The 26,671-nt window shown below is 61.9% G+C and carries 24 protein-coding genes and 1 pseudogene; 10 read left to right on the forward strand and 15 right to left on the reverse strand.

Going from position 1 to position 26,671, the window contains the following annotated elements; all coding sequences use genetic code 11:
* Positions 1 to 19 precede the first annotated feature (19 nt).
* The 8 genes and pseudogenes from hisI (at position 20) to CKW24_RS28615 (ending at position 4,977) form a co-directional block, all read left to right on the forward strand.
* On the forward strand, positions 20 to 421 hold the full coding sequence (hisI, locus tag CKW24_RS09340; protein WP_095167291.1) for a phosphoribosyl-AMP cyclohydrolase: 402 nt from the start codon (positions 20 to 22) through the stop codon (positions 419 to 421).
* Positions 414 to 746 (forward strand): phosphoribosyl-ATP diphosphatase, encoded by a 333-nt coding sequence (locus CKW24_RS09345; protein ID WP_095167293.1) that lies wholly within the window; start codon positions 414 to 416, stop codon positions 744 to 746. Before hisI ends, CKW24_RS09345 begins: the two co-directional genes overlap by 8 nt.
* 25 nt (positions 747 to 771) lie before the next feature.
* A complete protein-coding gene (locus tag CKW24_RS09350; RefSeq protein WP_095167295.1) occupies positions 772 to 1,050 on the forward strand; it encodes a twin-arginine translocase TatA/TatE family subunit in 279 nt (92 codons plus the stop codon).
* 10 nt (positions 1,051 to 1,060) lie between these two features.
* Positions 1,061 to 1,480, forward strand: a complete 420-nt coding sequence (tatB, locus tag CKW24_RS09355) for a Sec-independent protein translocase protein TatB (protein ID WP_095167297.1) — start codon at positions 1,061 to 1,063, stop codon at positions 1,478 to 1,480.
* Positions 1,477 to 2,271 (forward strand): twin-arginine translocase subunit TatC, encoded by a 795-nt coding sequence (tatC, locus tag CKW24_RS09360; protein ID WP_095167298.1) that lies wholly within the window; start codon positions 1,477 to 1,479, stop codon positions 2,269 to 2,271. The genes tatB and tatC overlap by 4 nt, the downstream gene beginning before the upstream one ends.
* Positions 2,268 to 2,975: a 16S rRNA (uracil(1498)-N(3))-methyltransferase gene (locus CKW24_RS09365; RefSeq protein ID WP_095167300.1), complete on the forward strand. Its 708-nt coding sequence runs from the start codon at positions 2,268 to 2,270 to the stop codon at positions 2,973 to 2,975. Before tatC ends, CKW24_RS09365 begins: the two co-directional genes overlap by 4 nt.
* Before the next feature lie 202 nt (positions 2,976 to 3,177).
* A pseudogene (locus CKW24_RS28610) lies at positions 3,178 to 4,119 on the forward strand (methyl-accepting chemotaxis protein); the annotation flags it as partial.
* A 144-nt stretch (positions 4,120 to 4,263) separates the two neighbouring features.
* Positions 4,264 to 4,977 carry a methyl-accepting chemotaxis protein gene (locus tag CKW24_RS28615; RefSeq protein WP_371917580.1) on the forward strand — a complete coding sequence of 238 codons (714 nt, stop codon included), beginning with the start codon at positions 4,264 to 4,266 and terminating at the stop codon, positions 4,975 to 4,977.
* A 37-nt stretch (positions 4,978 to 5,014) separates the two neighbouring features.
* Here CKW24_RS28615 and CKW24_RS09375 read toward each other — a convergent pair whose 3' ends face one another.
* The 13 genes from CKW24_RS09375 to hutU all read right to left on the reverse strand — a co-directional run bounded on the left by CKW24_RS09375 (position 5,015) and on the right by hutU (position 21,724).
* A complete protein-coding gene (locus CKW24_RS09375) occupies positions 5,015 to 5,485 on the reverse strand; it encodes an HIT family protein (RefSeq protein ID WP_095167303.1) in 471 nt (156 codons plus the stop codon).
* A 66-nt stretch (positions 5,486 to 5,551) separates the two neighbouring features.
* On the reverse strand, positions 5,552 to 6,286 hold the full coding sequence (locus tag CKW24_RS09380) for an amino acid ABC transporter ATP-binding protein (RefSeq protein WP_095167305.1): 735 nt from the start codon (positions 6,284 to 6,286) through the stop codon (positions 5,552 to 5,554).
* The gene (locus CKW24_RS09385) at positions 6,279 to 7,238 is read right to left on the reverse strand and encodes an amino acid ABC transporter permease (RefSeq protein WP_095167307.1); all 960 of its coding nucleotides are present in this window, start codon (positions 7,236 to 7,238) and stop codon (positions 6,279 to 6,281) included. The genes CKW24_RS09380 and CKW24_RS09385 overlap by 8 nt, the downstream gene beginning before the upstream one ends.
* A gap of 155 nt (positions 7,239 to 7,393) precedes the next feature.
* Positions 7,394 to 8,191: a transporter substrate-binding domain-containing protein gene (locus tag CKW24_RS09390; protein ID WP_095167516.1), complete on the reverse strand. Its 798-nt coding sequence runs from the start codon at positions 8,189 to 8,191 to the stop codon at positions 7,394 to 7,396.
* 192 nt (positions 8,192 to 8,383) lie between these two features.
* Positions 8,384 to 10,954, reverse strand: a complete 2,571-nt coding sequence (mdoH, locus tag CKW24_RS09395; protein ID WP_095167309.1) for a glucans biosynthesis glucosyltransferase MdoH — start codon at positions 10,952 to 10,954, stop codon at positions 8,384 to 8,386.
* Entirely contained in the window at positions 10,947 to 12,719 is a 1,773-nt protein-coding gene (locus CKW24_RS09400; RefSeq protein WP_371917581.1) for a glucan biosynthesis protein, read from the reverse strand. The genes mdoH and CKW24_RS09400 overlap by 8 nt, the downstream gene beginning before the upstream one ends.
* A gap of 334 nt (positions 12,720 to 13,053) precedes the next feature.
* The gene (gene dtd / locus CKW24_RS09405; protein ID WP_095167311.1) at positions 13,054 to 13,491 is read right to left on the reverse strand and encodes a D-aminoacyl-tRNA deacylase; all 438 of its coding nucleotides are present in this window, start codon (positions 13,489 to 13,491) and stop codon (positions 13,054 to 13,056) included.
* Complete coding sequence (pip, locus tag CKW24_RS09410) at positions 13,488 to 14,459, reverse strand: prolyl aminopeptidase (protein WP_095167312.1); 972 nt, start codon at positions 14,457 to 14,459, stop codon at positions 13,488 to 13,490. Before pip ends, dtd begins: the two co-directional genes overlap by 4 nt.
* Positions 14,460 to 14,696: 237 nt before the next feature.
* Positions 14,697 to 15,500: an N-formylglutamate deformylase gene (hutG, locus tag CKW24_RS09415; protein ID WP_095167314.1), complete on the reverse strand. Its 804-nt coding sequence runs from the start codon at positions 15,498 to 15,500 to the stop codon at positions 14,697 to 14,699.
* Positions 15,501 to 15,510: 10 nt separating this feature from the next.
* On the reverse strand, positions 15,511 to 16,716 hold the full coding sequence (gene hutI, locus CKW24_RS09420) for an imidazolonepropionase (protein ID WP_095167316.1): 1,206 nt from the start codon (positions 16,714 to 16,716) through the stop codon (positions 15,511 to 15,513).
* 17 nt (positions 16,717 to 16,733) lie between these two features.
* Positions 16,734 to 18,143 (reverse strand): amino acid permease, encoded by a 1,410-nt coding sequence (locus tag CKW24_RS09425; protein WP_095167318.1) that lies wholly within the window; start codon positions 18,141 to 18,143, stop codon positions 16,734 to 16,736.
* Positions 18,144 to 18,249: 106 nt separating this feature from the next.
* On the reverse strand, positions 18,250 to 19,788 hold the full coding sequence (gene hutH, locus CKW24_RS09430; RefSeq protein ID WP_095167320.1) for a histidine ammonia-lyase: 1,539 nt from the start codon (positions 19,786 to 19,788) through the stop codon (positions 18,250 to 18,252).
* A 253-nt stretch (positions 19,789 to 20,041) separates the two neighbouring features.
* Entirely contained in the window at positions 20,042 to 21,724 is a 1,683-nt protein-coding gene (hutU, locus tag CKW24_RS09435) for a urocanate hydratase (RefSeq protein WP_095167322.1), read from the reverse strand.
* Between the two features lie 449 nt (positions 21,725 to 22,173).
* Here hutU and CKW24_RS09440 point away from each other — a divergent pair, with 449 nt between their 5' ends.
* Positions 22,174 to 23,817, forward strand: coding sequence for a methyl-accepting chemotaxis protein (locus tag CKW24_RS09440; protein WP_095167324.1), 1,644 nt, complete (start codon positions 22,174 to 22,176; stop codon positions 23,815 to 23,817).
* Positions 23,818 to 23,823: 6 nt separating this feature from the next.
* Here CKW24_RS09440 and CKW24_RS09445 read toward each other — a convergent pair whose 3' ends face one another.
* Both CKW24_RS09445 and hutC read right to left on the reverse strand, forming a co-directional pair.
* Complete coding sequence (locus tag CKW24_RS09445) at positions 23,824 to 24,396, reverse strand: HutD family protein (protein WP_095167326.1); 573 nt, start codon at positions 24,394 to 24,396, stop codon at positions 23,824 to 23,826.
* Between the two features lie 14 nt (positions 24,397 to 24,410).
* Positions 24,411 to 25,079, reverse strand: a complete 669-nt coding sequence (gene hutC / locus CKW24_RS09450; RefSeq protein WP_232534619.1) for a histidine utilization repressor — start codon at positions 25,077 to 25,079, stop codon at positions 24,411 to 24,413.
* A 187-nt stretch (positions 25,080 to 25,266) separates the two neighbouring features.
* On the opposite strand from hutC, the gene CKW24_RS09455 reads away from it, so the two are divergent.
* A complete protein-coding gene (locus CKW24_RS09455; protein WP_095167328.1) occupies positions 25,267 to 26,631 on the forward strand; it encodes a formimidoylglutamate deiminase in 1,365 nt (454 codons plus the stop codon).
* The last annotated feature ends 40 nt before the right edge of the window (positions 26,632 to 26,671 follow it).

The following is a 26,671-nucleotide window of genomic DNA, read 5'->3' on the forward strand; positions in this document are numbered from 1 at the left end:
CTGCTTTCAGGAATCGAAGATGAAAAACTGGCTGGACGAGATCAAATGGGACAGTGACGGCCTGGTGCCGGCGATCGCCCAGGACCACAAGACCGGGCGCGTGCTGATGATGGCCTGGATGAACCGCGAAGCACTGGAGCTCAGCGCTGCCGAGAACCGCGCCATCTACTGGTCACGCTCGCGTGGCAAGCTGTGGCGCAAGGGCGAAGAGTCCGGCCACGTGCAGACCCTGCATGAGATGCGCCTGGACTGCGACGCCGACGTGATCATCCTGATGGTCGAGCAGATCGGCGACATCGCCTGTCATACCGGGCGCCAAAGCTGCTTCTACCGCGTATTCGAGAACGGCGACTGGAAAACCGTCGACCCGGTGCTCAAGGACCCGCACGCCATTTACTCTGCAGGACACAGCCATGAGTGACACCCTGACCCGCCTGGCCCAGGTGCTGGAAGAGCGTAAAGGCGCCGCCGCCGACAGCTCCTATGTCGCCAGCCTTTACCACAAGGGCCTGAACAAGATTCTGGAGAAAGTCGGCGAAGAGTCGGTCGAGACCATCATTGCCGCCAAAGACGCCGCCGTCAGCGGAGATTGCAGCGATGTCATCTACGAAACCGCCGACCTGTGGTTCCATAGCATGGTCATGCTGGCCCAGTTAGGGCAGCATCCGCAGGCGGTACTCGACGAACTGGACCGCCGCTTCGGCCTGTCCGGGCACGACGAGAAAGCCTCGCGTCCAGCCAACTGAATAACGATTAGAGAGGAGCAGCAAGATGGGCATTTTTGACTGGAAACACTGGGTCGTCATTCTGGTGGTGGTAGTGCTGGTATTCGGCACCAAGAAACTGAAAAACCTCGGCACCGACGTTGGCGAATCGATCAAGGGCTTTCGCAAGGCCATGAACGATGACGAAAAACCCGCCGAACCGGTGGTGCCACCGACCGCACAGCCAGCACCGCCCGTGCAGCCACAGGCTTCGACCCTGAACGAGCCGCACACCATTGACGTGCAGGCCCAGAAAGTCGAAGAGCCGACCCGCAAAGACTCGTGAGCACAGACTAATGTTTGGTATCAGCTTCTCTGAACTGCTGCTTGTCGGCCTCGTTGCCCTGCTGGTGCTGGGCCCCGAGCGCCTGCCGGGCGCTGCGCGCACCGCCGGCCTGTGGGTCGGGCGCCTGAAGCGCAGCTTCAACGCGATCAAACAGGAAGTTGAGCGTGAAATCGGTGCCGACGAAATCCGTCGGCAATTGCACAACGAGCACATTCTGTCGCTGGAGCAGGAGGCGCGCAAAATCCTCAATCCGCTCCAGCAGCAGCCGACGCCAACTGAAACGCCGATCTCCCCAGCCACGCCTGCCCCAGCGGTGAGCACCGCGGCAGTCGAGCCAGCAGCGGCCACCGTCAGCGCACCTGTCACCGAGCCGGCGGCCACCGCTGCGCCTGCTCCCCACGACCCAACACCGGCGCCGCGAGCCCCATGAGCGATATTCCAGAGAACGACCAACACATGCCGCTGGTCTCGCACCTCACCGAGTTGCGTACCCGCCTGCTGCGCTGTGTCGCGGCGATCTTCCTGATCTTCGCCGGGCTGTTTGCCTTCACCCAGCAGATCTACACCTTCGTCTCGACACCGCTGCGGGCGTACTTGCCGGCGGGTGCGACGATGATCGCCACCGACGTCTCGTCGCCCTTCCTGACGCCATTGAAGCTGACCATGATGGTCTCGCTGTTCCTGGCGATCCCGGTGATCCTGCATCAGATCTGGGGCTTCATCGCACCGGGCCTGTACAAGCACGAGAAACGCATTGCCGTGCCATTGCTGGTGTCGAGCATCGTGCTGTTCTATGCCGGCATGGCGTTCGCCTACTTCCTGGTGTTCCCGCTGATCTTCAAGTTCTTCGCCGCTGCCACCCCGGCCGGCGTGGAGATGATGACCGACATCACCAGTTACCTGGATTTCGTCATGACGCTGTTCTTCGCCTTTGGCGTGGCGTTCGAGATCCCGGTGGCCGTGGTCCTGCTGGTATGGATCGGCGTGGTCGACGTCAAGTACCTGCGCAAGATCCGCCCGTACGTGATCATCGGTTGCTTCGTGGTGGGCATGATCCTCACCCCGCCGGACATCTTCTCCCAGACCCTGCTGGCCGTGCCGATGTGGATGCTGTTCGAGATCGGCATCCTGTTCGGCAGCCTGATCAGCAAACGTGGCGAGCATCCGGACGACCAGCCGGCTGACGATCACAACGACCAGCCGCCAGCGACCCAACCGTGAACCTGCTGCTCCTCGAAGAGGCCGATTTCATTGCGCCCGACCGGGTCGTGCTGCGCGATCGGCGCTTGACCCACATGCAGGAAGTGCACCGCTGCGAAGTCGGTGACAGCTTGCGCGTCGGACGCATCGGCGGGCTGATGGGTGCGGCCCAAGTGCTGCGCCTGGAACCCGGCGAAGCCGAGTTGCAGGTCAGCCTTGACCAGCCACCGCCGGCCAAGCTGCCCCTGACCCTGATCCTCGCCCTGCCTCGGCCGAAGATGCTGCGCCGGGTGTTCCAGACCGTGGCCACCATGGGCGTGCCCAAGGTGGTGCTGGTCAACAGCTACCGGGTCGAAAAGAGCTTCTGGCAGACCCCCTTCCTCGAGCCCGAGGCGATTCGCGAACAATTGATCCTCGGCCTGGAGCAGGCCCGCGACAGCGTGCTGCCGGAAATCGTCATCGAAAAACGCTTCAAGCCCTTCGTCGAAGACCGCCTGCCGGCCATCGTCGAGGGCACCCTCGGGCTGGTCGGTCACCCCGGCAACCACCCGCCCTGCCCTCGCGGGCTGACCGAGCCCGTGACCCTGGCCATCGGCCCGGAAGGCGGCTGGATCCCCTACGAAATCGACCTGCTGGGCAAGGCCGGACTGCAACCGGTACAGCTCGGCGAGCGCATCCTGCGAGTCGAAACCGCAGTCACCGCACTGCTCGCTCGCCTATTCTGATCCCCAGGATCGTAGGAGCACCTACAGATTCTCTTTAGTCGGCCGATAGACTCTCCATAATTCGAATCAATGGGGAGTCTGCAGCATGTACCGATGGTTAGCCGAGAACCTTGGCAATGTGAGCGTAAATCGCAAGCTGGGCATCGGCTTCGGCCTGGTCTTGCTGATGACCCTGCTGATCACCGTCAACGGCTGGTCGGGCATGAGCAGCATCATCAGCCGGGGCGACAAGCTCGGCTTCATCTCCAGCCTCGCCGCACTGACCAAAGACCTGCGCATTGCCCGCCTGGACTATGACATGCGTCACGGCGAGCAAGGGCCGGCGGCGGTGAACGAGGTGTTGAACAACCTCGACCAGGGCCTCAAGAGCGCCCTGACGATGATCGAGCAGCCCGCCGACGCCGCCATACTCAATGAGCAACTGGAAGCCGTCAGCGAGTACCGGCACGCCTTCGCCGACATGACCCAGGCCACCACCCATCGTGAAGCCGCCAGAACCAAGCTGGGCGCGACCGCTGACGCTGCCGTGGCCCGCGTCAGCGAAGTGGAGAAAGCCCTGCTGCAAGGCGACAACGTGGCGCAGTTCAACAGCGTCATCGACCTCAGCAAACTGCTCCAGCAGGCGCGCTTCCAGGTCCGCGGCTACACCTACAGCGGCAAGGCCGAGGCCGAACAGCCGGCCCTGGCCGCCATCGACGCAGCCCTCGACTACCTCAAGGCCCTGCCCGCGCAACTGCCCGAGCAGCACGTCGGCAACCTGCAACAGGCCAGCGACTCGCTGATCGGCTACCGCGCGGCGGTCAGCCAGTACCGCGATGCCCAGGTGGCCAGCGCCACCGCACTCAAGGACATGGCCCATCAAGGCGACGTCCTGCTGGAACTGAGCAAAAAACTCACGCTGTCGCAGACCGTCGTCCGCGACACCGACGCCGCCCACGCCAAGAACACCCTATTGCTGAGTACGGTGCTGGCCCTGGTGTTCGGCCTGATCGCTGCCTGGGCCATCACCCGGCAAATCATCATCCCGCTGAACCAGGCCCTCAAGGCCGCCGAACGGGTGGCAGCCGGCGACCTGACGCACAACCTGATCTCCCAGCGCCGCGACGAACTGGGCCAACTGCAGCGCGCGATCCAGAGCATGATCGTCGGCCTGCGCGAGCTGATTGGCGGGATCAGCGATGGCGTCACGCAAATCGCCAGCGCTGCCGAAGAACTGTCGGCGGTAACCGAGCAGACCAGCGCCGGGGTCAACAGCCAGAAGGTCGAGACCGATCAGGTCGCCACCGCGATGAACGAAATGGCCGCCACCGTGCAAGAAGTCGCGCGTAACGCCGAAGAGGCCTCGGAGGCCGCCGTCGCGGCCGACCAGCAGGCCCGTGAAGGCGACAAAGTGGTCGGCGAAGCCATCGCCCAGATCGAGCGCCTGGCCACCGAGGTCGGCCACTCCACCGAAGCCATGGGCCATTTGAAGCGCGAGAGCGACAAGATCGGCAGCGTGCTGGACGTGATCAAGTCCGTGGCCCAGCAAACCAACCTGCTGGCCCTCAATGCCGCCATCGAGGCCGCGCGGGCCGGTGAGGCCGGCCGGGGTTTTGCCGTGGTCGCCGATGAAGTGCGCAGCCTGGCGCAACGCACCCAGAAGTCCACCGAAGAGATCGAGGAACTGATCGTTGGCCTGCAGAGCGGCACCCAGCAGGTCGCCACCATCCTGGACAACAGCCGCAGCCTGACCGACAGCAGCGTCGAGCTCACCCGTCGCGCGGGCGGTTCGCTGGACAACATCACCCGCACCGTCTCAGCGATTCAGGCAATGAACCAGCAGATCGCAGCCGCGGCCGAGCAACAAAGCGCCGTGGCCGAAGAGATCAACCGCAGCGTGCTGAATGTGCGTGATGTGTCCGAGCAGACCTCGGCCGCCAGTGAGGAGACCGCCGCCTCCAGCGTTGAGCTGGCGCGGTTGGGTACTCATCTGCAGATGCTGGTGGGTAAATTCAGGGTCTGATCGGTGGCACACGCGAGGCTGGCAACAGCCTCCCGGTTCAGGCGTCGCACCCGCCAACCTGGCGAATGTGCTGCGCCAGGGCCGCGAGGTCGTGGTTGAGCTCACCCTTGAAGTCATGGGACGAGATATAGCCTTCGTAGCGCTCGAAGAACTTGTCGACGTTGGAACTGATGGGTTTGAAGGCGCTGGAGTCGCCCGTCCCGTGCATGGGGAAGAGCTTGGCGTGCAAATGGTCGATGCCATAGCCTTCCAGCATCAAGCCCGTGCGGCCAACGTCCGGCAGCGCGCGGTCGATCAGCAGTGCGACTTTTTTCGCGGCGATCATCAACCCCGACAATACCTCGTCAGACTGGGCGAACGCGTAGCTGCCAACGTGCTGCCGGGGCACGACCACCGAGAAGCCCGGTGTATTGGGACGGCTGGAGAGGAATGCCACGTGGGCTTCGTCCTCCCAGATCAGGTGCATGGGTGCCTGGCCGGCGAGCATTTTGCAAAAGATACAGTCCATGTTGTTCAAGCCCGTCCGTGGAGTCCTTGATAAACGTTTCTGCCGACCAGTTATTTAGTCGCGCCCTTACAAGACCTGACGCAAGAACGCCTGCGCCCGTGGATCCTTCGGCGCATCAAAGAACTCGGCTGGCGAAGCATCTTCCAGCAACTTGCCGTGATCGAAGAACAGCACCCGGTCCGCCACTTCGCGGGCAAAGCCCATTTCGTGCGTCACGCAGACCATGGTCATGCCTTCCACAGCGAGGGTCTTCATCACATCCAGCACTTCGCCGACCATTTCCGGGTCGAGTGCCGAGGTCGGTTCGTCGAACAGCATGACCTTGGGCTCCATGGCCAGCGCCCGAGCGATTGCCACCCGCTGTTGTTGGCCGCCGGACAGGCGCGACGGGAACTCGTGGGCCTTCTGCGCAATGCCGACCTTCTCCAACAGCGCCATGGCCTTGGCTTCGCGCTCCTTCTTGGCGCGCTTGCGCACGACCTTCTGCGCCAGGCACAGGTTCTCCAGCACGGTCATGTGCGGGAACAGGTTGAAGTGCTGGAACACCATGCCGACTTCACGCCGGTAGGCATTCACGTCGGTTTTCGGGTCGGCCAGTTGCAGGCCGTCGATGCTCACCGAGCCGGAATCGAACTCTTCCAGGCCATTGAGGCAGCGCAAGAAAGTCGATTTGCCGGAACCGGACGGACCGATGACCACCAGCACCTCGCCCTTGGCCACCTGGGTGGTGACGTTGTCCACCGCGCGAACCACCTGGCCACGGGTGTCGAAGACTTTTATCAGATCGCGGACTTCAATCACTTTGCGCGAGCCTCCGCTCAAGCCGGCTGGCCATTTTCGACAGCGGCAGGTTGATCAACAGGTACAGCCCGGCCACGCAGAACAGGATTTCGAACGGCGAGAACGAGGTGGTGATGACTTCACGGCCACTCTTGAGCAGCTCGGTGATGGCGATGACCGACACCAGCGAGGTGTCCTTGACCAGGCTGATGAATTGCCCGGCCAGTGGCGGCAGTACCCGCTTGAATGCTTGCGGCAGCACCACATGGCGCATCGACTGGCTGGCATTCAGGCCCAGGGAGCGCGCGGCTTCGTTCTGCCCACGGGCAATCGACTGCACGCCCGATCGAATGATCTCGGCCACGTAGGCCCCGGTGAACAGCGACAGCGCGGCAATCCCGGCGAACTCGCGGGACAGGTTGAGCACCGTGCCGATGAAGAAGTAGAAAATGAAGATCTGCACCAGCAGCGGCGTACCGCGCACCAGCTCGATGTAGACGATCGACAGATCGCGCAGGGTCGGGTTGTTCGACAGCCGGCACAGGCCGGTTGCCAGGCCGATCAACAGCCCAAGCACACCCGAGACCAGCGACAGCCACAAGGTTGTCCACAGGCCCCACAACAGCGGTCCTGCAGCCCAATGTCGGGTGACACCGATCACATCGCCTTCGGCTACATCGTCGCCACGGGCCACTTGCAGGCTGTTGTCGTCGACCGTCAGCACTTGCTCGGTGCCGGCGTCGTTGCGCAGGGTCACCTCAGCTTTGTCACCTTTGCGCACCAGTTCGCTGACGGTGGAGATGTCGGCGGCACGCTGGGTGTCTTCGGCGTGATAGGCGAAGTACTGCGGCACGCGGTTCCAGCGCCATTCGTAGGACATCAGCGAGGTGGCGTAGTACAACGCGCCGGCCATGCCGACCAGCACCAGCACGGTCAGGACGTGCCAGGGCCATTGGGCTTTTTTATGTTTCATTGCGGGTTCCGGGATGTTTGTTGCCTGTCAGGCCGTCATCGCGGGCAAGCCCGCTCCCACAATGGTCCAGGTGAGCAGCATTTTTGTGTCCAACGCTGAACCTGTGGGAGCTGGCTTGCCAGCGATTGAGGCGACTCGGTCTATCTGACCAAGCCTTATTCCATGTCTTTCTGCCAAGCGGTGTCTTTGAACCACTTGTCATGAATACGATCGTAGGTGCCGTCTTCGTGGATCTGGTGCAGGAAGTTGTTGATGAAGTTCAGGCTGTCGTAGTCGCCCTTCTTCAGGCCGAAAGCCAGTGGCTCGTAGGTGAACGGCTTGTCGAGGAACACCAGCTTGCCGTTGCCGACCTTGTTCACTGCCACCACGTTGTACGGTGCGTCGTAGACAAAGGCGTCAGCCTTGCCGTTGACCACGTCGAGCACACCTTCCTGTTCGTTGTCGTAGCCGTGGTACTTGGCTTTGGACATCAGCTTCCTGGCGACCATTTCGCCCGTGGTGCCGAGCTTGGAGGTGATGCGGTAGTCAGCGCTGTTCAGGTCTTTATAGGACTTGATGGTGCCTTCCAGCTCCTTGCGGATCAGCAGCGTCTGGCCGACCACGATGAAGGGTTCGCTGAAGTTCAGGCGCAGGTTGCGTTCCTGGGTCAGGGTCATGCCGCTGCCGATCATGTCGAACTTGTCGGTCAGCAAGGCCGGGATGATGCCATCGTAACCGGTGGATACCAGTTCCAGCTTGACGCCCATGGCCTTGGTCATGGCTTTGAGCAGATCGACTTCGAAGCCGATGATTTCGCCGCGCTTGTTGGTCATTTCAAACGGCATGTACGTCGGATCCATGCCGACTTTCAACGTGCCACGCTTGACTGCATCGTCGATGGCGCCGGCCTGCGCCGCGTTGACTGCTACCAGTGCCGAGACGCCGAGCATCAGCATCGAGAGATACTTCTTCATCATCAAAGTCCCCAATCTTTTTGTAGTAAGGCGCGCAATCGAACGCTTTTTTGTGGAAAACGGCCGATACGGACACAAAGGTTGTCCGGGCACACCAAAGAAGGGAGCGATGCTAACGCACTCGGCCGTTTGCACAAGTGGTTACGAAGTTTCAGGCAAAAAAAAGCCCCGCGGATCGGCGGGGCTTTTTCATCAGGCCGGTTGTGCCTGCAAGCTCAAGGGCTTGAGCGGCAACAGCGGCGCATGGGGGTCGGCTTTCACCGAAGCCCGCCAGGCGTCCAGCCAGTCGGCGTGGCCTTCGCTCCAGACCTGCTCATGCAGGCGAGCCAGGGCTACCGGGTCGCTGAGCAACTGCAGGCGCTCATGGTTGTTCAAGCCGGCCGGGCCGACTTTCAACGCATGGCGTACCCGCTCGGTGCGCAACCACTCGATCGGCTCGGCCTGACCGTGACGCGAAGTCGCCAGCGCACACGCCAGGGCGTTCTGCTGCGGGTCGACCACGGCGCGGATGAAGCCGTCGTTCAGGGCGTGCCAACGGTTCTCGTGGGTGTACTGGTCGGTCGCCAGCAAGGCCTGTGGCGGATTGTATTCCTCAGGAATCAGGAACAGGCTCTCGTCACGGGACTTCAGGCCCAGGCCCACACGGCTGGAGATCACCGACACCGGGATCGACAGCATCAACGAACCGACGATCGGCACCAGCCACCACAGGAAGCTCGGGTTCAGCCAGATCACCAGCAAGGCCCAGAAGAAGCCCAGCAGGGTCTGCGGACCGTGACGCTTGACTGCCTCGCTCCAGGGCGTGGAGTCATCGTCACGCTGTGGCGAGTTCCAGGTCGCGGCCCAGCCGAGGAACGCGGCGAGCACAAACCGGGTGTGGAAAATCATCCGCACCGGCGCCAGCAACATGGAGAACAGCATCTCCAGGAGCATCGACAGGGTGACCTTGAACTTGCCGCCGAACTCTTTCGCGCCCTTGGCCCAGATCAGGATGATGCTCAACAACTTCGGCAGGAACAGCAGCACGATGGTGGTCGAGAACAGCGCGATGGCCTTGTCCGGGTGCCATTGTGGCCACAGCGGATACAACTGGCGCGGTTCCAGGAAGTACTGCGGCTCCATCAGCGTGTTGACCGCCAGCAGCGCCGTCGACAGCACCAGGAAGAAGAACCACAGCGGCGCCGACAGGTAGGACATCACGCCCGTCAGGAACACCGCACGGTGCACCGGGTGCATGCCCTTGACCAGGAACAGGCGGAAGTTCATCAGGTTACCGTGGCACCAGCGACGGTCACGCTTGAGTTCGTCCAGCAGGTTGGGCGGCAGTTCTTCGTAGCTGCCCGGCAGGTCGTAGGCAATCCACACGCCCCAGCCGGCACGGCGCATCAGCGCGGCTTCAACGAAGTCGTGGGACAGAATGGCACCGGCAAACGCGCCTTTACCGGGCAACGGCGCCAAGGCGCAGTGCTCGATGAACGGCTTCATGCGGATGATCGCGTTGTGCCCCCAGTAGTGGGATTCGCCCAACTGCCAGAAGTGCAGGCCGGCGGTGAACAGCGGGCCGTAGACCCGGGTGGCGAATTGCTGCATGCGCGCATACAGGGTGTCCATGCCCGACGCCCGTGGCGCGGTCTGGATGATCCCGGCGTCCGGCGTGGCTTCCATCAAGCGCACCAGGCTGGTCAGGCATTCACCGCTCATCACGCTGTCGGCGTCGAGGACCACCATGTACTTGTAGTCACCCCCCCAGCGACGGCAGAAGTCGTCGAGGTTACCGCTCTTGCGTTTGACCCGACGGCGACGGCGGCGATAGAAGATCTTGCCAAAGCCCTTGGCTTCGCGGCAGACATCCAGCCAGGCTTGTTGCTCGGCGACACAGATATCGGAGTCGTTACTGTCACTGAGGACGAAGAAATCGAAACGATCGAGATCGCCAGTGGCGGCCACCGATTCGAACGTGGCGCGCAAACCGGCAAATACCCGGGGCACGTCTTCGTTGCAGATCGGCATCACCAAGGCGGTGCGGGCGTCTTTGGGAATCGGCTCGTTGCCGGCACTTTTACCGGAGATGCGGTATTTATCGTGACCGGTCAGCAGCTCGAGAAAGCCCATCAGCGCGGTCCAGAAACCGGCCGAGACCCAGCAGAACAGAATCCCGAACAGAATCAGGATGCTGGTCTGCAAGGCGTATGGCAGCACTTGCGTGGCGGTCTGCATCAGCGGTTGATGCAGGACTTCGTTCAGGTCGACGAACGACCAGCCCTGGTACGGCATGATGCCTTTCATGTACCAGCCGGCAACGATGGTCTGCCCGAGCATCAGCACCAGCAGGATGTAGCGGCGAATCGAACCGACGGTGCGCCAGCGCGCGGCCGGCAGCACACGTTCATCCTTGGGCGGTGCCGGCGGATTGGTGCGACCGGTCAGCCGACGCCAGCCGCGCACCAGGATATTGGTACGCCACGGCTCGGGCACGACCTTGGTCCGACGGATCGGCGGGGTGGCTTTCAGGCACACCCGGCCGCTGGCGTCGAGCACCAGCATCTCGGCCTCTTCCAGCTCCTCGGCGGAGTTGAGGGTCAGGCGACGGCCGACCGAGGCCTGTGCGGCCTCGCTCGGTGCGTCGAAGGTCGACGAGGACAGGCGTTCATGCAGTTCGCTGAAGGATTTGCAGCCCGCCAACTCGGCGCGCTGCTCATCGGTCATCGGCAAATGCGCCAGATACTCGCTGAGCGACTCTGGCTGTGCTTGGGAATTACTCATCGGCAGGCAACTGATAGCTCCAGGTCTCGGTCAAGACTTCTTCAGTCGGCGCCGATTCCGGTGTGGCTGGGGCCGCTTCGGCAGCAACTGGCTGCTTGGCGTCTTTGTTGTCCTTGGTCTTGCTCTCGGCAGCGGGCTTGGCGTCAGCCTGTTTGGCGTCCGCTTGCTTGGCTTCTGCCTGCTTGGCTTCCTTGTCCGCTTTCTCTTGCTGCTTGGCGGCCACTTTGTCGGCCTTGGCCACCGAGGAATTGGAGCTTGGCAGCGAAGTCTTGGTCAGGTCCGCCGGCACGATGGGCTGCACCAGGGCCGCACGCATCTCGGTCGACTTGCTCGGGTCCTTGATCTTCATCCGCAGGGTCAGGCGCCAGCCCTTGGTTTCAGGGTTGTAGCGCACGCTGTTCTCGACCAGCTCGGCATTGTCACCCACGCTGACCTGGCTACGAACGTCGGCCTCCGGCGGCAGGGCTGCCAGGGATGGACCTTCGAAATCCACCAGGTAGGCAACACTGCCATCTGGCTGACGAATCAGGTTGGATTGCTTGACGTCGCCGGTGGAACGCAGGGTCTGGCTGACCCACGCGCTATCCGGGGCGTGCAGGGCTGCTTCGTCGATGGTCCAGTGCAGGCGATAGGCTACATCCAGTGGCTGGCCAGGCTCCGGCAGTTTTTCCGGGCTCCAGAAAGCCACGATGTTGTCGTTGGTTTCGTCGGCGGTAGGAATTTCCACCAGGTCGACCGAACCCTTGCCCCAATCACCTTTTGGCTCGATCCAGGCGCTTGGGCGCTTGTCGTAGCGGTCGTCGAGGTCTTCATAGTGGCTGAAGTCGCGGCCACGTTGCAGCAGGCCAAAACCACGTGGGTTCTCTACCGAGAAGTTGCTCACGGCCAAGTGTTTCGGGTTGTTCAGCGGACGCCAGATCCACTCGCCGTTGCCGGCATGGATCGCCAGGCCGCTGGAGTCGTGCAGCTCGCGACGGTAGTTGAGGACCTTCGATGGCTGGTTGGCGCCGAACAGGAACATGCTGGTCAGCGGGGCGATGCCCAGCTTGCTGACCTTGTCACGCAGGAACATCTGCGCCTTGACGTCGACAATGGTGTCGCTGCCAGGACGCAGGGTCAGGCGGTAGGCGCCGGTGGCACGTGGCGAATCCAGCAGGGCGAAAATCACCAGGTGCTTGTCGCCCGGCTTCGGCTGCTCGATCCAGAACTCGGTGAAACGCGGGAATTCTTCACCCGACGGCAGCGCGGTATCAATCGCCAGGCCACGGGCCGACAGCCCATAGGTATGGCCCTTGCCGACGACGCGGAAATAGCTCGCGCCGAGCATGGTCATGATTTCGTCTTGCTTGTCGGCCTTGTTGATCGGGTAAAGCACACGGAAACCGGCATAACCCAGTTGTTCGGTGGCCTTGGGATCAAACTTGACGTCGCCGAAATCGAAACGACTTGGGTCGTACTTGATCTCTTCGACGGTGTTTGCCGTGATTTCGTTGATTTTCACCGGCGTATCGAAATGCATGCCCTGGTGATAGAACGACAGCTTGAACGGGGTCTTTTTATCGGCCCATTCAGCTTTTTCGGTCAGGAAACGAATTTTTTGATAGTCGGCGAATTTCATTTCGCGAAATTCGTTCGGCAGATTGCTGCGCGGAGCCTCGTATTTCTGCCCAGCCAGCTCTTTTGCCTTGGCCGACACATCGTTCAGATTGAATGCCCAAAGCTGGCCGGCGCTGAGCAGGCAAAACAGGGCAGAGCCTGTCGCCAGTGCGTTTCGTAACCGTTTGGCAGACAATTTTGGTGCAGTACAGGGACTAACAATCACGAGCAACCCTCGCCGAAAACAGATCAAAAAACCAACGGCCAGCTATCTATATGCCAGGTTGGCGAGCATTGTTCCGACTCCGATGGGGCAAAATGATTCCCCAAACGGTCGTGAACAAGTCTCTACCTAAGTCAAAAATGGGCCAACGAACGCTGATCCCCGTAGCGCGGGATTATCTAGTAGCCCGCGTTACAACGCATCAGGGGTAACAAAGTATTTATTGCGAAAAACCCCTGTTTCACCCCGAAACAGCCCTGAAAAGATGTTTCAAACGCTTTCAGGTCTGCAACAGGAAGGTCACCGGGCCATCATTGACCAGATGCACCTGCATATCCGCGCCAAATCTGCCTGATGCCACATTGCCATGCAACTGCTGTGCTTTGCCTAATAAATAGTCAAAAAGCTCTTCGCCCAGTGCCGGAGGGGCAGCGGTCGAAAAGCTCGGGCGCAGGCCATTTTTGGTGTCGGCGGCCAGGGTGAACTGCGAGACCAACAGCAACCCCCCGCCGACATCGGCCAAGGACAGGTTCATCTTGCCCTCGGCGTCGCTGAATACCCGATAGTTAAGCAGCTTCTGCACAAGTTTGTCGGCGCTGGCCCGGGTATCGTCGGGTTCAACGGCCACCAGGACCAGCAAGCCCTGGTCGATCGAGCCGACAACCTCCCCCGCTACCTCGACGCGCGCGCCACGCACGCGCTGCAACAGGCCCTTCATGCTTCTTCAGGCGGCAGGTCGAGCAGGCGCCGCGCCATCTGGTTGGCAGCCCGCACCAGGGCATCGGTGATACCCGGCTCGGAGGCAGCGTGCCCGGCGTCGCGGATCACCTGCAGTTCACTGTTGGGCCAGTTCTGATGCAACTCCCAGGCATTGTCCAACGGGCAGATCACGTCGTAGCGGCCATGCACGATGACGCCAGGCAGGTGGGCGATCTTGCCCATGTCGCGAATCAGCTGGTTGGGTTCCAGGAAGGCGTTGTTGGTGAAGTAGTGGCATTCGATCCGGGCAATCGACAGCGCGCGCTGCGGCTCCGAAAAGCGATCGACCACCAACGGATTCGGGCGCAGGGTCGCGGTGCGGCCTTCCCACAGCGACCAGGCCTTGGCCGCATGCATCTGGGCAATCTGGTCGTTGCCGGTCAGGCGCTTGTGAAAGGCGTTGAGCAGATCGTCGCGTTCGTCCTGGGGAATCGGCGCGATGTAGTCCTGCCAGTAATCAGGGAACAGGCGGCTGGCGCCGGCCTGGTAGAACCATTCGATTTCCTGCGGGCGGCAGAGAAAAATCCCGCGCACAATCAGGCCGTGCACGCGCTCTGGGTGGGTTTGTGCGTAGGCCAGGGCCAGGGTCGAACCCCAGGAGCCACCGAACAGCACCCACTTGTCGATGCCCAGGTGCTGGCGAATCCGCTCGAGGTCGGCAACCAGGTCCCAGGTGGTGTTGTTTTCCAGGCTGGCGTGCGGGGTCGAACGGCCGCAACCACGCTGATCGAAAGTGACAATGCGATACAGATTCGGATCGAAGTAGCGCCGGCTCTGCGCATCGCAACCCGCCCCCGGGCCGCCATGAATGAACACCACCGGCAAACCTTCCGGTGATCCGCTTTCGTCGACGTACAGGGTATGGGTTTCATCGACGGCCAGATCGTGCCGGGCGTAAGGTTTGATCTGCGGGTACAAAGTCTGCATTGCGCGCTCCGTAAGGGGTCGAGGTCATCCCTGGGGGGACTTCTATTATTCTGCCGTTGGGCATCATAAACCCGAATAGCGCAATGAGCATGTCCCTGAAGAAAATACGGTTTTTGCGACGCTTGTGTGGGCGCTGTCGCGGGCAAGCGGAGCACGGCCCGGCCGGCTCCCACAGGAATTTTTTATTGGGGGGGCAAAATCAGCCAGCACCCAAATTCACTGTGGGAGTGAGTCGGGTTATGCGCTATAGCGCTGCCGCCCCCAGGCCAACATCCCTTGCAGCAGTTGCTTGAGCACCACCTGGGTCGGAGCGGCCAGGTCGGGGCGGTAGCGGAACGGCTCGAACTCTTCCATATAGGTGCACTGCCCCAACTCCAGTTGCACCGCATGAATGTTTTCGCCCGGGTTGCCGTAATGCCGGGTGATGTGGCCGCCCTTGAAGCGCCCGTTCAACACGTGACTGTAATCGCTGTGGCCAGCACAGATCGCTTCCAGCTCGGTGGCCAGCGTCGGATCGCAACTGGCACCGTTGAAGGTGCCGAGGTTGAAGTCCGGCAGCTTGCCTTCGAACAGGTGCGGGATCACCGAGCGAATCGAGTGCGCGTCGAACAGCATGGCATAGCCGAACTCGGCCTTGAGCCGCGCCAACTCCTGCTGCAGCGTGCGGTGGTACGGGGTCCAGACCTGCTCCAGATAACGTGCGCGCTCCTCGGTAGACGGCTCCAGCCCTTCGCGGAACAACGGCACGCCGTCGAACAGGGTCGCCGGGTACAGGCCGGTGGTCGCGCCGACGTACAGCGGCTTGTCGTCAGACGGACGATTGAGATCGATGACGAACCGCGAATACTCCGCCGCCAGGGTGCTGGCGCCCAGTTCCTGGGCGAACTCGTAGAGTGTCGGAATGTGCCAGTCAGTGTCCGGCAGGCTTTGCGCGGCGGGGATCAACCCGGCCTCGACGGCTGGCGTCAGGCGCACACCGGCGTGCGGCATGCTGATCAGCAGCGGCACCCGGCCTTGTTGGAAGTTCAGAACCTTATCCACAGCTGCTCTCCTAAATCTCGACTTCAACGCCGTGACGCACGACGCGTTTTTCCAGGTCACCACCCAACCAGTACGACAGGTCGGCCGGACGATCGATCTGCCAGGCGACGAAGTCGGCAACCTTGCCCACTTCCAGCGAACCGTGGGTATCGGCCATGCCCAGCGCAGTGGCGGCGTGGATTGTCGCGCCAGCCAAGGCTTCCTCCGGCGTCATACGAAAGCAGGTGCAGGCCATGTTCAGCATCAGGCGCACCGACAGGGCCGGCGACGTGCCGGGGTTGAGGTCGCTGGCGATGGCGATTTTCACGCCGTGCTTGCGCAGGGCATCCATCGGCGGCAACTGGGTTTCGCGCAGGAAGTAGAACGCCCCAGGCAGCAGTACGGCTACCGTACCGGCCGCGGCCATGGCGATGGCGTCGTCTTCGGTCATGAACTCCAGGTGATCGGCCGACAACGCCTGATAACGCGCCGCCAGGCTGGAGCCATGCAACGACGACAACTGCTCGGCGTGCAGCTTCACGGGCAGACCCAGCTTCTGCGCGGCGATGAACACCCGCTCTACCTGCGCCGGCGAGAACGCCAGGTATTCGCAGAACGCATCCACCGCATCCACCAGCCCTTCAGCCGCCAGGGCCGGGAGCATCTCGTTGCAGATATGCTCGATGTAGTCGTCGCTGCGATCGGCGTACTCCGGTGGCAAGGCGTGGGCCGCCAGGCAGGTGGTGCGCACGCTGACCGCAAACGCCTCACCGAGGCGCCGGGCGACACGCAGCATCTTGCGCTCGCTGACCAGGTCCAGACCGTAGCCAGACTTGATCTCGATGCTGGTGACGCCGTCGCGCAGCAGGCTTTTCAGGCGCTTGGCGGCACTGGCGAACAGTTCGTCCTCCGTTGCGGCACGGGTCGCGCGCACGGTGCTGGCGATGCCCCCGCCGGCGGCAGCGATCTCGGCATAGCTGACCCCTTGCAGGCGCTGCTCGAATTCGCCACTGCGGTTGCCGCCAAACACCGTGTGCGTGTGGCAGTCGATCAGGCCCGGGGTCACCCAGGCCCCCGCGAGGTCATGGACCTCGGGGTAATAATCCGACGGCAGCTCGCTACGTGGGCCGATCCACTCAATGTGCGCACCTGACGTCACGATGGCGGCATCCTCGATGATCGAGTAAGTGCCTTGGGCCATGCTTGCAACGTGGCAGTGTTGCCAGAGAGTTTTCATCCCAGGCCTCCGTTAGGTTATCGATGGGACATGGAAGGGTCGCGACTCACCTCGACCGCCGTTGGGGCAGCCGGCTTGACCCACAATTTATAAGCAATCACCAGCAAGACGATCCACACCGCACCGACTACCAGCGCTGCCTGGGTGCTCGGGAAGTAACCCAGCACACCAAACACAAACAGCATGAACACTATCGCGGCCGCCGGCGCATAAGGCCAGAACGGTACCGGGAATTTCAGCTCGGCGACTTGCTCGCGGGTCATCGAACGACGCATGGCCACTTGGGTCACCAGGATCATCAACCACACCCAGACGGTGGCGAAAGTCGCGATCGAGGCGATCACCAGGAACACATCCTTGGGGATCAGGTAATTCAACACCACGCCGCCCAGCAACGCTGCGCCCATGACCACCACGGTCATCCACGGCACGCCCTGTTTCGACAGCTGGGCAAACCCCTTGGGTGCGTGGCCCTGCTGCGCCAGGCCGTACATCATGCGTCCGGCACCGAAGATATCGCTGTTGATCGCCGATACTGCCGCCGAGATCACCACGATGTTAAGCACAGTTGCCGCCGCGCCGATGCCCAGGCTGTCGAAGATCTGCACGAACGGGCTGCCCTGGCTGCCAATCTGTGGCCATGGGTAGATCGCCATCAACACAAACAGGGTCAGCACGTAGAACAGCAGGATCCGCAGGGGCACCGCATTGATCGCCCGTGGAATCACCCGTTGTGGGTCCTTGGCTTCACCGGCAGTGATACCGATGATCTCGATGCCGCCGAATGCGAACATCACCACCGCCAGGGAGGCAATCACACCGCCGATGCCATTAGGCATGAAACCACCGTGGGCCCACAGGTTGCTCAGGCCGGGAGCCGTTTCAGTGCTGGCCGTGCCGATGCCGAAGAGCATGATGCCAAAACCGCCGAGGATCATCGCGACGATGGCGGCGACTTTCAGCAGCGATAGCCAGAACTCCATCTCGCCGAAGACCTTGACGTTGCACAGGTTCAGCCCGCCGATCAGCAGCACGATGCCCAGCACCCAGATCCAGCGCGCGACTTCCGGGAACCAGAAGCCCATGTAGATGCCGAAGGCCGTGACGTCGGCCAGGCAGACGATGATCATCTCGAAGGCGTAGGTCCAGCCCAGGATGAAGCCGGACATGGGCCCCAGGTAGGTGCTGGCGTAATGGCCAAAGGAACCCGAGACCGGGTTGTGCACGGCCATCTCGCCCAGGGCGCGCATGACCATGAACACCGCGGCGCCACCAATCAGGTAGGCCAGCAGCACGGCAGGCCCGGCCATCTGGATGGCCGAGGCGGAACCGTAGAAAAGCCCGGTGCCGATCGCCGACCCCAGTGCCATGAAGCGAATATGTCGGGCGGATAGCCCGCGTTTCAAGCCTTTGTCTGGCTGTTGCATTGCTCGTCCCTATTATTTTTGTCGAAGCAAATCGATTCGCAGGCAAACCTGCTCCCACAGGTTCAGCGCAATCCTTGTGGGAGCCGGCTTGCCCGCGATGGGGCGCTTACAGGCTCGGCAGCAACTTCGCCGTCACCAGTTCATTCAAGCAACGCGAAGCCAGCAGTTCGCTGGCGGCGTTGATGTCCGGCGCGAAGAAGCGGTCTTTCTCGTAGAACGGCACTTTGGCGCGCAAGGTGCTGCGGGCTTTTTCCAGTTTCGACGAGGTTTTCAGGCCGTCGCGCAGGTCCAGGCCCTGGCAGGCAGCCAGCCACTCGACCGCGAGAACGCCACGGGTGTTTTCAGCCATTTCCCACAGGCGCTTACCTGCCGCCGGGGCCATGGACACGTGGTCTTCCTGGTTGGCCGAAGTCGGCAGGCTATCTACCGAATGCGGGTGCGCCAGGGCCTTGTTTTCGCTGGCCAGGGCCGCCGCAGTCACCTGGGCGATCATGAAGCCGGAGTTGACTCCACCGTTGGCCACCAGGAACGGCGGCAGTTGCGACATGTGCTTGTCCATCATCAACGAAATGCGGCGCTCGCTCAGGGAGCCGATTTCCGCGATGGCCAGGGCCATGTTGTCAGCGGCCATCGCCACTGGCTCGGCGTGGAAGTTACCGCCGGAGATCACATCGCCTTCGCTGGCGAAAACCAGCGGGTTATCGGACACGGCATTGGCTTCGACGGCCAGCACTTCAGCGGCCTGGCGGAACTGGGTCAGGCAGGCGCCCATGACTTGCGGCTGGCAACGCAGGGAGTACGGGTCCTGGACCTTGTCGCAGTTCTGGTGCGAATCAGACACTTCACTGCGCTCGCCCAGCAGGTCGCGGTAGGCTGCGGCCGCGTCGATCTGGCCCTTCTGGCCACGGGCAGCGTGGATGCGCGCGTCGAACGGCGAGCGCGAACCCAGCACGGCTTCCACGGTCAGGCCGCCCAGTGCCAGGGCACCGGCGAACAGGTCTTCACCTTCAAACAGACCACGCAGGGCGTAGGCCGTCGATACCTGGGTGCCGTTCAGCAGCGCCAGGCCTTCTTTGGCAGCCAGGGTCAGCGGCGCCAGGCCGGCGACTTTCAGCGCCTCGGTCGCTTCCAGCCATTCACCCTTGTAACGGGCCTTGCCTTCGCCCAGCAGGACCAGCGACATGTGGGCCAGGGGCGCGAGGTCACCGGATGCACCGACCGAGCCTTTGAGCGGGATATGCGGGTACACCTCGGCATTGATCAGGGTGATCAGGGCGTCGATCACCACCCGGCGAATACCGGAGAAACCACGGCTCAGGCTGTTGACCTTGAGCACCATGATCAGGCGCACCAGCGCATCGCTGATCGGCTCGCCAACACCGGCGGCGTGGGACAGCACCAGGGAGCGCTGCAGGTTTTCCAGGTCTTCGCTGGCAATGCGGGTCGAGGCCAGCAGGCCGAAACCGGTGTTGATGCCGTAGGCGGTGCGGTTTTCCGCGAGGATCTGTTCCACGCAGGCCACGCTGGCGTCGATCTGTGCCGAAGCACTGTCGTCCAGGGTCACACGCACCGGCTGCTGATACACGGCACGCAGTTGGGCAAGGCTCAGTTGGCCTGGGATTAGGTTCAGCGCAGTCACATTCATTCTCCTTTTGAGAGTTTATTAACCAGACGCTCCGGAAGTATCCGTTGTCCGTCGCTTCCCGCTTTTGAGGGGTGGCGCCTTGGCACGCTGGTCTTGGTTAGAAGTCAGTACAAATCGGCAAATGTCTCTTGCAGCGAGGCCGGGTCTTTCAACAGCATGGTCATTAATCCACGGTTTTCAGCCTGCACAAGCAATCTCTGCCGACATCACTGATGCAGGAGCTGGCTGCCCGCCGGCTCCTACGGGTAGTGCGTTACTGGCCGGTGATCATCGGCAGGTTCAGGCCCTGTTCCTTGGCGCAGTCGATCGCGATCTGGTAACCGGCGTCGGCGTGGCGCATTACGCCAGTGGCCGGGTCGTTGTGCAGGACACGAGCGATACGCTCAGCCGCTTCGTCGGTACCGTCGCAGACGATCACCATGCCCGAGTGCTGGGAGAAGCCCATGCCGACGCCGCCGCCGTGGTGCAGGGAAACCCAGGTCGCGCCGCTCGCGGTGTTGAGCAGGGCGTTGAGCAGTGGCCAGTCGGACACGGCATCGGAACCGTCCTGCATCGATTCGGTTTCGCGGTTCGGGCTCGATACCGAACCGGAGTCCAGGTGGTCGCGGCCGATCACGATCGGTGCCGACAGCTCGCCGCTGCGCACCATTTCGTTGAACGCCAGGCCCAGCTTGGCGCGCAGGCCCAGGCCAACCCAGCAGATACGTGCTGGCAGACCCTGGAAGCTGATGCGCTCGCGCGCCATGTCCAGCCAGTTGTGCAGGTGCGCGTCGTCCGGGATCAGTTCCTTGACCTTGGCGTCGGTCTTGTAGATGTCTTCAGCGTTGCCCGACAGTGCAGCCCAACGGAACGGGCCGATGCCACGGCAGAACAGCGGACGGATGTAGGCCGGTACGAAGCCTGGGAAGTCGAAGGCGTTTTCCACGCCTTCTTCTTGCGCCATCTGACGGATGTTGTTGCCGTAGTCGAAGGTCGGAATCCCCATTTTCTGGAAGTCGAGCATCGCCTTGACGTGCACCGCCATCGATTGCTTGGCGGCTTTGACCACGGCAGCCGGCTCGGTCTTGGCACGGGCGCGGTACTCTTCCCAGGTCCAGCCGGCCGGCAGGTAGCCGTTCAGTGGGTCGTGGGCGCTGGTCTGGTCGGTGACCATGTCCGGGCGTACGCCACGCTTGACCAGTTCCGGCAGGATCTCTGCCGCGTTGCCCAGCAGCGCGATGGAAATCGCCTTGCCTTCCTTGGTGTATTTTTCGATGCGTGCCAGCGCGTCGTCGAGGTCGGTGGCTTGCTCATCGACATAACGGCTGTTCAGGCGGAAGTCGATGCTCACTTGCTGGCATTCGATGTTCAGCGAGCAAGCGCCAGCCAGGGTTGCAGCCAGAGGCTGGGCGCCACCCATGCCGCCCAAGCCTGCGGTCAGCACCCAACGGCCTTTGAGGTCAGCGTTGTAGTGTTGGCGACCGGCTTCGACGAAGGTTTCGTAGGTGCCTTGGACGATGCCCTGGCTGCCGATGTAGATCCAGCTGCCGGCGGTCATCTGGCCGTACATGGCCAGGCCCTTGGCATCCAGTTCGTTGAAGTGTTCCCAGCTGGCCCAGTGTGGCACCAGGTTGGAGTTGGCGATCAGTACGCGCGGGGCGTTGGCGTGGGTCTTGAATACGCCGACCGGCTTGCCGGATTGCACCAGCAGGGTCTCGTCGTCATTCAGGTTGGTCAGGCTTTCGACGATCTTGTCGTAGCATTCCCAGTTACGCGCTGCGCGACCGATACCGCCGTAAACCACCAGTTCTTTAGGGTTCTCGGCAACTTCCGGGTCGAGGTTGTTCATCAACATGCGCAGCGGCGCTTCGGTCAGCCAGCTCTTGGCGGTCAGTTTGTTACCGCGGGCAGCGCGGATTTCAACGTCACGGTATTTCGTAGGCTTATTCTCGGTCACGAACAGAACTCCTCAGCAATCAATCCAAACCAACCCAGGCGGCGGGCGAGCAAGCCGGCGAACAACGATGCACACCAGCGAATCTGTGGACGATGGTCGAGTCTTCGTGACTCATACGCATACGTCTTTACTTGTACATACAAGCATATGCAATCGAGCGGCCAACTTGCTGGACAAGCATTCAAGAAAAACCCTGAAATGGCTGGAGAGCGCCAGGAACAAGGGCTCTGGCGCGGATGATTTTTTTCGTGGGGAGTTTTTCGAGGGCATGCCCGATGTTACTGCAACATGGTTTTTCGCCACGGTGGGGCGTTCGGTAACACGTAGTGCCCAATTCAGCGCATTCCAGAAACACCCTACAACCTCATTAGATGCGTCCGACTCTACCGCCACTGATCCTCGCCGACTTCATGACCACCCCCTGAAGTCACTCCTGCGAGGAACCCGCAATGAAACAGTGGAAAGTCAGAACCCATCTCCTATTGCTTGCCGGCACCCTGCTGACCAGCTTGATGTGCATCGGCGCACTCGGGCTGTACGGGATGCGCTCCACAGTCCAGGGACTGGAGACGGTTTACCTCGACCGGGTCATCCCGCTGCAAGACTTGAAGAAAATTTCCGCGCTGTATTCCGTGCAGATCGTCGACGCCATACACAAGGCCCGGGACGGCATCTACACCGCAGCACAAGCGGCGGAGCAGATCAGCCTGGCGCTGCCGGAGATCGAACAACGCTGGCTCAACTACCAGTCGACGCACTTGATTGCCGACGAAGTGCAACTGATCGACGAAATCACCCCGCTGATGCAAGCAACCGAAGCTCCGCTGCGGCATTTGCAGGCGCTACTGAACAGCAGGGACCTCTCAATCTCAAACCCGAACCTGGAGCGCTTCGCCGCCCGACAGCTCTACCCCTTGATCGACCCGTTGACCTCACTGTTTTCGCAACTGACCGACGTTCAACTGCAAGAGGCCCGAAAACAGTACGAGTTCAGTCACGCCCGCTACGATTTCTATATGAAGCTGGAGGCTATAGTCCTGGCGCTGACGCTGCTGTTCGCCAGCCTCTACGCCGCGATATTCTGCGCCAGACTGCTGCGCTACCTCGGTGCCGAGCCTCACGAACTGGCCGCCATCAGCACGCACATCGCTCAGGGCCAGCTCTTCGATCCGCTAACCATCACCGCAACCACTACGGGGGTCATGCAGTCCGTCGAGGCGATGCGGCGCAGCCTGCGTACCATGATCGGCAAAATTCGCGAGGCCTCGCGGCACATCGAGGCCTCGACGAAAAGCCTCGGCACCTCGTCCGAGCAAGGCCTGAAACAGGCCGCCGAGCAAACCAGTGCAGCGTCTTCGATTGCCGCGGCCGCTGAACAGATGTCGGCCAACATCACCCACATCGCCGAGAGTGCCGTACAAGCGCGCGATACCACGCAAAAAGCCGAACAGATCACCGTCCAGGGCATTGCCACCATGGACCGATCCATCATCGAAATGCAGCAAATCGCGCAGTTGGTGACCCAGACATCGAGCGATCTCGATCAACTGACCCTGCATTCCAATTCCATCGGGAAAATCGTCGACGTGATCCACAGCATCGCCGAACAAACCAACCTGCTCGCACTCAATGCCGCCATCGAGGCCGCCCGGGCCGGGGACCAAGGCCGCGGGTTTGCCGTAGTTGCCGAAGAAGTACGCGAGCTGGCGATCCGCACGACCCGCTCCACCGCCGAGATCGTGAAGCTGGTGAGTACGATCCAGAGCGGCATGCGCAAAGCGAACAACAGCATGAGCGCCGGTCGTGAGCGGGTGCTTCAGGGCCAGCAACTGATCGACAGTGCTGGCGCATCGATGAATGATGTAAAAGGCGCGCTGGATCAGTCACTCGACGCGGTCAGGCAGATTTCCCACGCCTTGCAGGAGCAACGTGTAGCCAGTGAAGACGTCGCGCGCAATGTGGAAACCGTCGCCCAGCGTATTGAGGAAAATGTCTCGGCACAACAGGACGTCGTGACAACCACTCATGCACTCAAACGGATGTCGAGTGAGCTGGAAGACACCGTTCGAGGCTTCATCCTCGAACGGGAATAACCGGCATTACCGGTGCTGCGTCAACTCGATCACGCAGCAGGGGCCATTGACGGAGATTTCCAGCAAGCCGCGGTTAGCGTCCAGTTGCAGGCAATCATGGCGACCCAGTTGCTGGGGACCTTCACTCAGCCTGACTTCAAGTTGCTCGGTGACACTGAACACCAACACGCTGCCCGCTGCAGTAAAGAAACGCTGCTCACCCTCCAACCACTGCAGCCGCGCGCTATAACGCTGCGGCGCATAGATCAGGTTGAAGTCGCGGATCGCGCCACCCAGCAGGGTGCACGACACCTGGCTCTCGCCGCTGAAGGCAAAGGGATCCAGCGGTAACAGTGGGCGCGCGTCCTCGCCGTCGACCGTCAAGCGCATGCCCGCGCCTTGCAGCACGGTAATCACCCGCTGATAACCGGCGAAGGTAGAGAAGCCGCCCGACTCGCCGATATCGGCAATCGACAGGCGCCAGCCGAAACCGTCCAGGCCGGTGCCCGCATCGCGGGTGATTTCTTCAGTGCTACCGCCGCCATTCTTCCACGGCATGCGCGGATAGTCGGCCGCGCGCAAGACCTTCAACTGACTCATGGGTGCCTCGTGTCTTATTTATGAAACCGCCCTTCCAGGCGATGACGGGAACCGGGGTGGATCAGGCGAGCGGCAGTCACCGGCTGGCGGCCCGACCAGGTGCGCCGACGAATCAGCAGGCAGGGCTCGCCCTTTTCGATTTGCAGCAACTTGCACTCGCTGGACTCGGCCAGGATCGCCTCGACCACGTGCTCGCCCTCGGTCAGGGGCGCCACCTGGTTCAGGTAGGCGTATGGCGTTTGTTGGGTGAAGTCTTGCTTGAGGTAGTCCGGCGCCACCAGGGCGTTGACGAAGCGATCTTCGATCTGCACCGGAATATCGTTCTCGAAATGCACGATCAGCGAGTGGAAGACCTTCTGCCCTTCGCGCATGTCCAGCGCCAGCGCACGCTCGGAACCGGCAGCCTCTTCTTCCAGGGTGATCACCTTGCAGGTGTGGCGGTGGCCACGGGAGGCGATCTCATCGGCAATGTTGTGCACTTCAAACAGAGCGGACTGGCTCTTGGGTTCGGCGACAAAGGTGCCGACGCCCTGCATGCGCACCAACAAGCCGTCGGCCGTCATCTCGCGCAGGGCGCGGTTGATGGTCATGCGGCTGAAACCCAACTGGCTGACCAGCTCGCTTTCCGACGGCACACGGTAGTGCGGCGGCCAGTTTCCACTGTCGATCTGCTGGGTGATCATCTGTTTGACGCGTGCGTACAAGGGCGCCGGACTGTCGCCCAGGTTGGCACTCAGCGTCGATACTGCGGGCGGAGTCGGCACAGGAAATCCTTGTTGATGGATGAAAGTCACTAGCTTGCCGGAGTTTACCGAGCAGGCAAACGTCTGTATATGTATATACAAATAACACACGATGGGGTGCTGAACCATGTCCGCCTTCTTTGCCGAGCGCGCGCTACTGCCTAACGGATGGGCCAACAATGTACGTCTTGAGGTCGGCGCCGATGGCCTGCTGACCCACATCCAGGCCGATGCAAGCGCACAAGGCGCGGAGCAACTGAGTGGCCCGCTGCTGCCGGGCATGCCCAACCTGCACTCCCATGCGTTCCAGCGGGCGATGGCCGGCCTGGCGGAAGTAGCGGGCAATCCGAACGACAGTTTCTGGACCTGGCGCGACCTGATGTATCGCCTCGTCGGAAAAATCAGCCCTGATCAGTTGGGTGTGATTGCCCGCCAGCTGTACATCGAAATGCTCAAGTGCGGCTACACCTCGGTCGCCGAATTCCACTATGTGCACCACGATCACAATGGCCAGGCGTATGCCGACCCGGCCGAGCTGTCGCTGCAGATCAGCCAGGCCGCCAGCGCCGCCGGTATCGGCCTGACCCTATTGCCGGTGCTGTACAGCCATTCCGGCTTTGGTGGCCAGGCGCCGAACGACGGCCAGCGCCGCTTTATCAACAGCACGCAAAACTACCTCGACCTGCAGGCTCGCTTGCAGCCGATCGTGGCGCAACAGCCGGCACAGCGCCTGGGTTTGTGTTTCCACTCGTTGCGTGCGGTGACACCACAGCAGATCAGCGACGTGCTGGCCGCCAGCGACCAGCAGTGCCCGGTACATATCCATATCGCCGAACAGCAGAAGGAAGTCGACGACTGCCTGGCCTGGAGCGGTCGCCGGCCGCTGCAATGGCTGTATGAAAACACCGAGGTCGATCAGCGCTGGTGCCTGGTGCACGCGACCCATGCCAATCCGGAGGAAGTCAGTTTGATGGCGAAAAGCCGCGCCATCGCCGGCCTGTGCCTGACCACCGAAGCCAACCTGGGCGACGGAATTTTCCCGGCCGTGGACTTCCTCGCCCAGGGTGGGCGCATGGGTATCGGTTCCGACAGCCATGTGTCGTTGAGTGTGGTCGAGGAATTACGCTGGCTGGAATACGGCCAGCGCCTGCGCGATCAACGCCGTAACCGCCTGTATGGCGCCGAGCAACCGATGGTCGGTCGCACCCTGTACGACGCCGCGCTCGATGGCGGCGCGCAGGCGCTGGGCCAACCGATTGGCGCCCTTGAGGTTGGTAAGCGCGCCGATTGGCTGGTGCTCGATGGCAATGATCCTTACCTGGCGACCGCCAGTGGCGACGCCATTCTCAACCGCTGGCTGTTTGCTGGCGGCGACCGTCAGGTCCGCGACGTGCTGGTCAACGGCAAGTGGGTGGTGCGTGACGGCCATCATGCTGGCGAAGAAGAGAGCAACCGGGCGTTTACCCAGGTGTTGCGCGACCTGCTGGGCTGACACCCGCTCTTGCAGGAGCAAGGCTTGCCCACGATGGCGG

This window comes from Pseudomonas sp. Irchel 3H3 (assembly GCF_900187635.1).
In the GTDB taxonomy this organism is placed as follows: Bacteria; Pseudomonadota; Gammaproteobacteria; order Pseudomonadales; family Pseudomonadaceae; genus Aquipseudomonas.

What these genes read in the sequence shown, in the direction of transcription:
- hisI (WP_095167291.1), top strand. Translation starts at nt 20, where the DNA reads ATGAAAAACTGGCTGGACGAGATCAAATGGGACAGTGACGGCCTGGTG.
- CKW24_RS09345 (WP_095167293.1), top strand. Translation starts at nt 414, where the DNA reads ATGAGTGACACCCTGACCCGCCTGGCCCAGGTGCTGGAAGAGCGTAAA.
- CKW24_RS09350 (WP_095167295.1), top strand. Translation starts at nt 772, where the DNA reads ATGGGCATTTTTGACTGGAAACACTGGGTCGTCATTCTGGTGGTGGTA.
- tatB (WP_095167297.1), top strand. Translation starts at nt 1,061, where the DNA reads ATGTTTGGTATCAGCTTCTCTGAACTGCTGCTTGTCGGCCTCGTTGCC.
- tatC (WP_095167298.1), top strand. Translation starts at nt 1,477, where the DNA reads ATGAGCGATATTCCAGAGAACGACCAACACATGCCGCTGGTCTCGCAC.
- CKW24_RS28615 (WP_371917580.1), top strand. Translation starts at nt 4,264, where the DNA reads ATGAACGAAATGGCCGCCACCGTGCAAGAAGTCGCGCGTAACGCCGAA.
- CKW24_RS09375 (WP_095167303.1), bottom strand. Translation starts at nt 5,485, where the DNA reads ATGGACTGTATCTTTTGCAAAATGCTCGCCGGCCAGGCACCCATGCAC.
- CKW24_RS09385 (WP_095167307.1), bottom strand. Translation starts at nt 7,238, where the DNA reads ATGAAACATAAAAAAGCCCAATGGCCCTGGCACGTCCTGACCGTGCTG.
- CKW24_RS09390 (WP_095167516.1), bottom strand. Translation starts at nt 8,191, where the DNA reads ATGAAGAAGTATCTCTCGATGCTGATGCTCGGCGTCTCGGCACTGGTA.
- mdoH (WP_095167309.1), bottom strand. Translation starts at nt 10,954, where the DNA reads ATGAGTAATTCCCAAGCACAGCCAGAGTCGCTCAGCGAGTATCTGGCG.
- dtd (WP_095167311.1), bottom strand. Translation starts at nt 13,491, where the DNA reads ATGAAGGGCCTGTTGCAGCGCGTGCGTGGCGCGCGCGTCGAGGTAGCG.
- pip (WP_095167312.1), bottom strand. Translation starts at nt 14,459, where the DNA reads ATGCAGACTTTGTACCCGCAGATCAAACCTTACGCCCGGCACGATCTG.
- hutI (WP_095167316.1), bottom strand. Translation starts at nt 16,716, where the DNA reads ATGAAAACTCTCTGGCAACACTGCCACGTTGCAAGCATGGCCCAAGGC.
- CKW24_RS09425 (WP_095167318.1), bottom strand. Translation starts at nt 18,143, where the DNA reads ATGCAACAGCCAGACAAAGGCTTGAAACGCGGGCTATCCGCCCGACAT.
- hutH (WP_095167320.1), bottom strand. Translation starts at nt 19,788, where the DNA reads ATGAATGTGACTGCGCTGAACCTAATCCCAGGCCAACTGAGCCTTGCC.
- CKW24_RS09440 (WP_095167324.1), top strand. Translation starts at nt 22,174, where the DNA reads ATGAAACAGTGGAAAGTCAGAACCCATCTCCTATTGCTTGCCGGCACC.
- CKW24_RS09445 (WP_095167326.1), bottom strand. Translation starts at nt 24,396, where the DNA reads ATGAGTCAGTTGAAGGTCTTGCGCGCGGCCGACTATCCGCGCATGCCG.
- hutC (WP_232534619.1), bottom strand. Translation starts at nt 25,079, where the DNA reads ATGATCACCCAGCAGATCGACAGTGGAAACTGGCCGCCGCACTACCGT.
- CKW24_RS09455 (WP_095167328.1), top strand. Translation starts at nt 25,267, where the DNA reads ATGTCCGCCTTCTTTGCCGAGCGCGCGCTACTGCCTAACGGATGGGCC.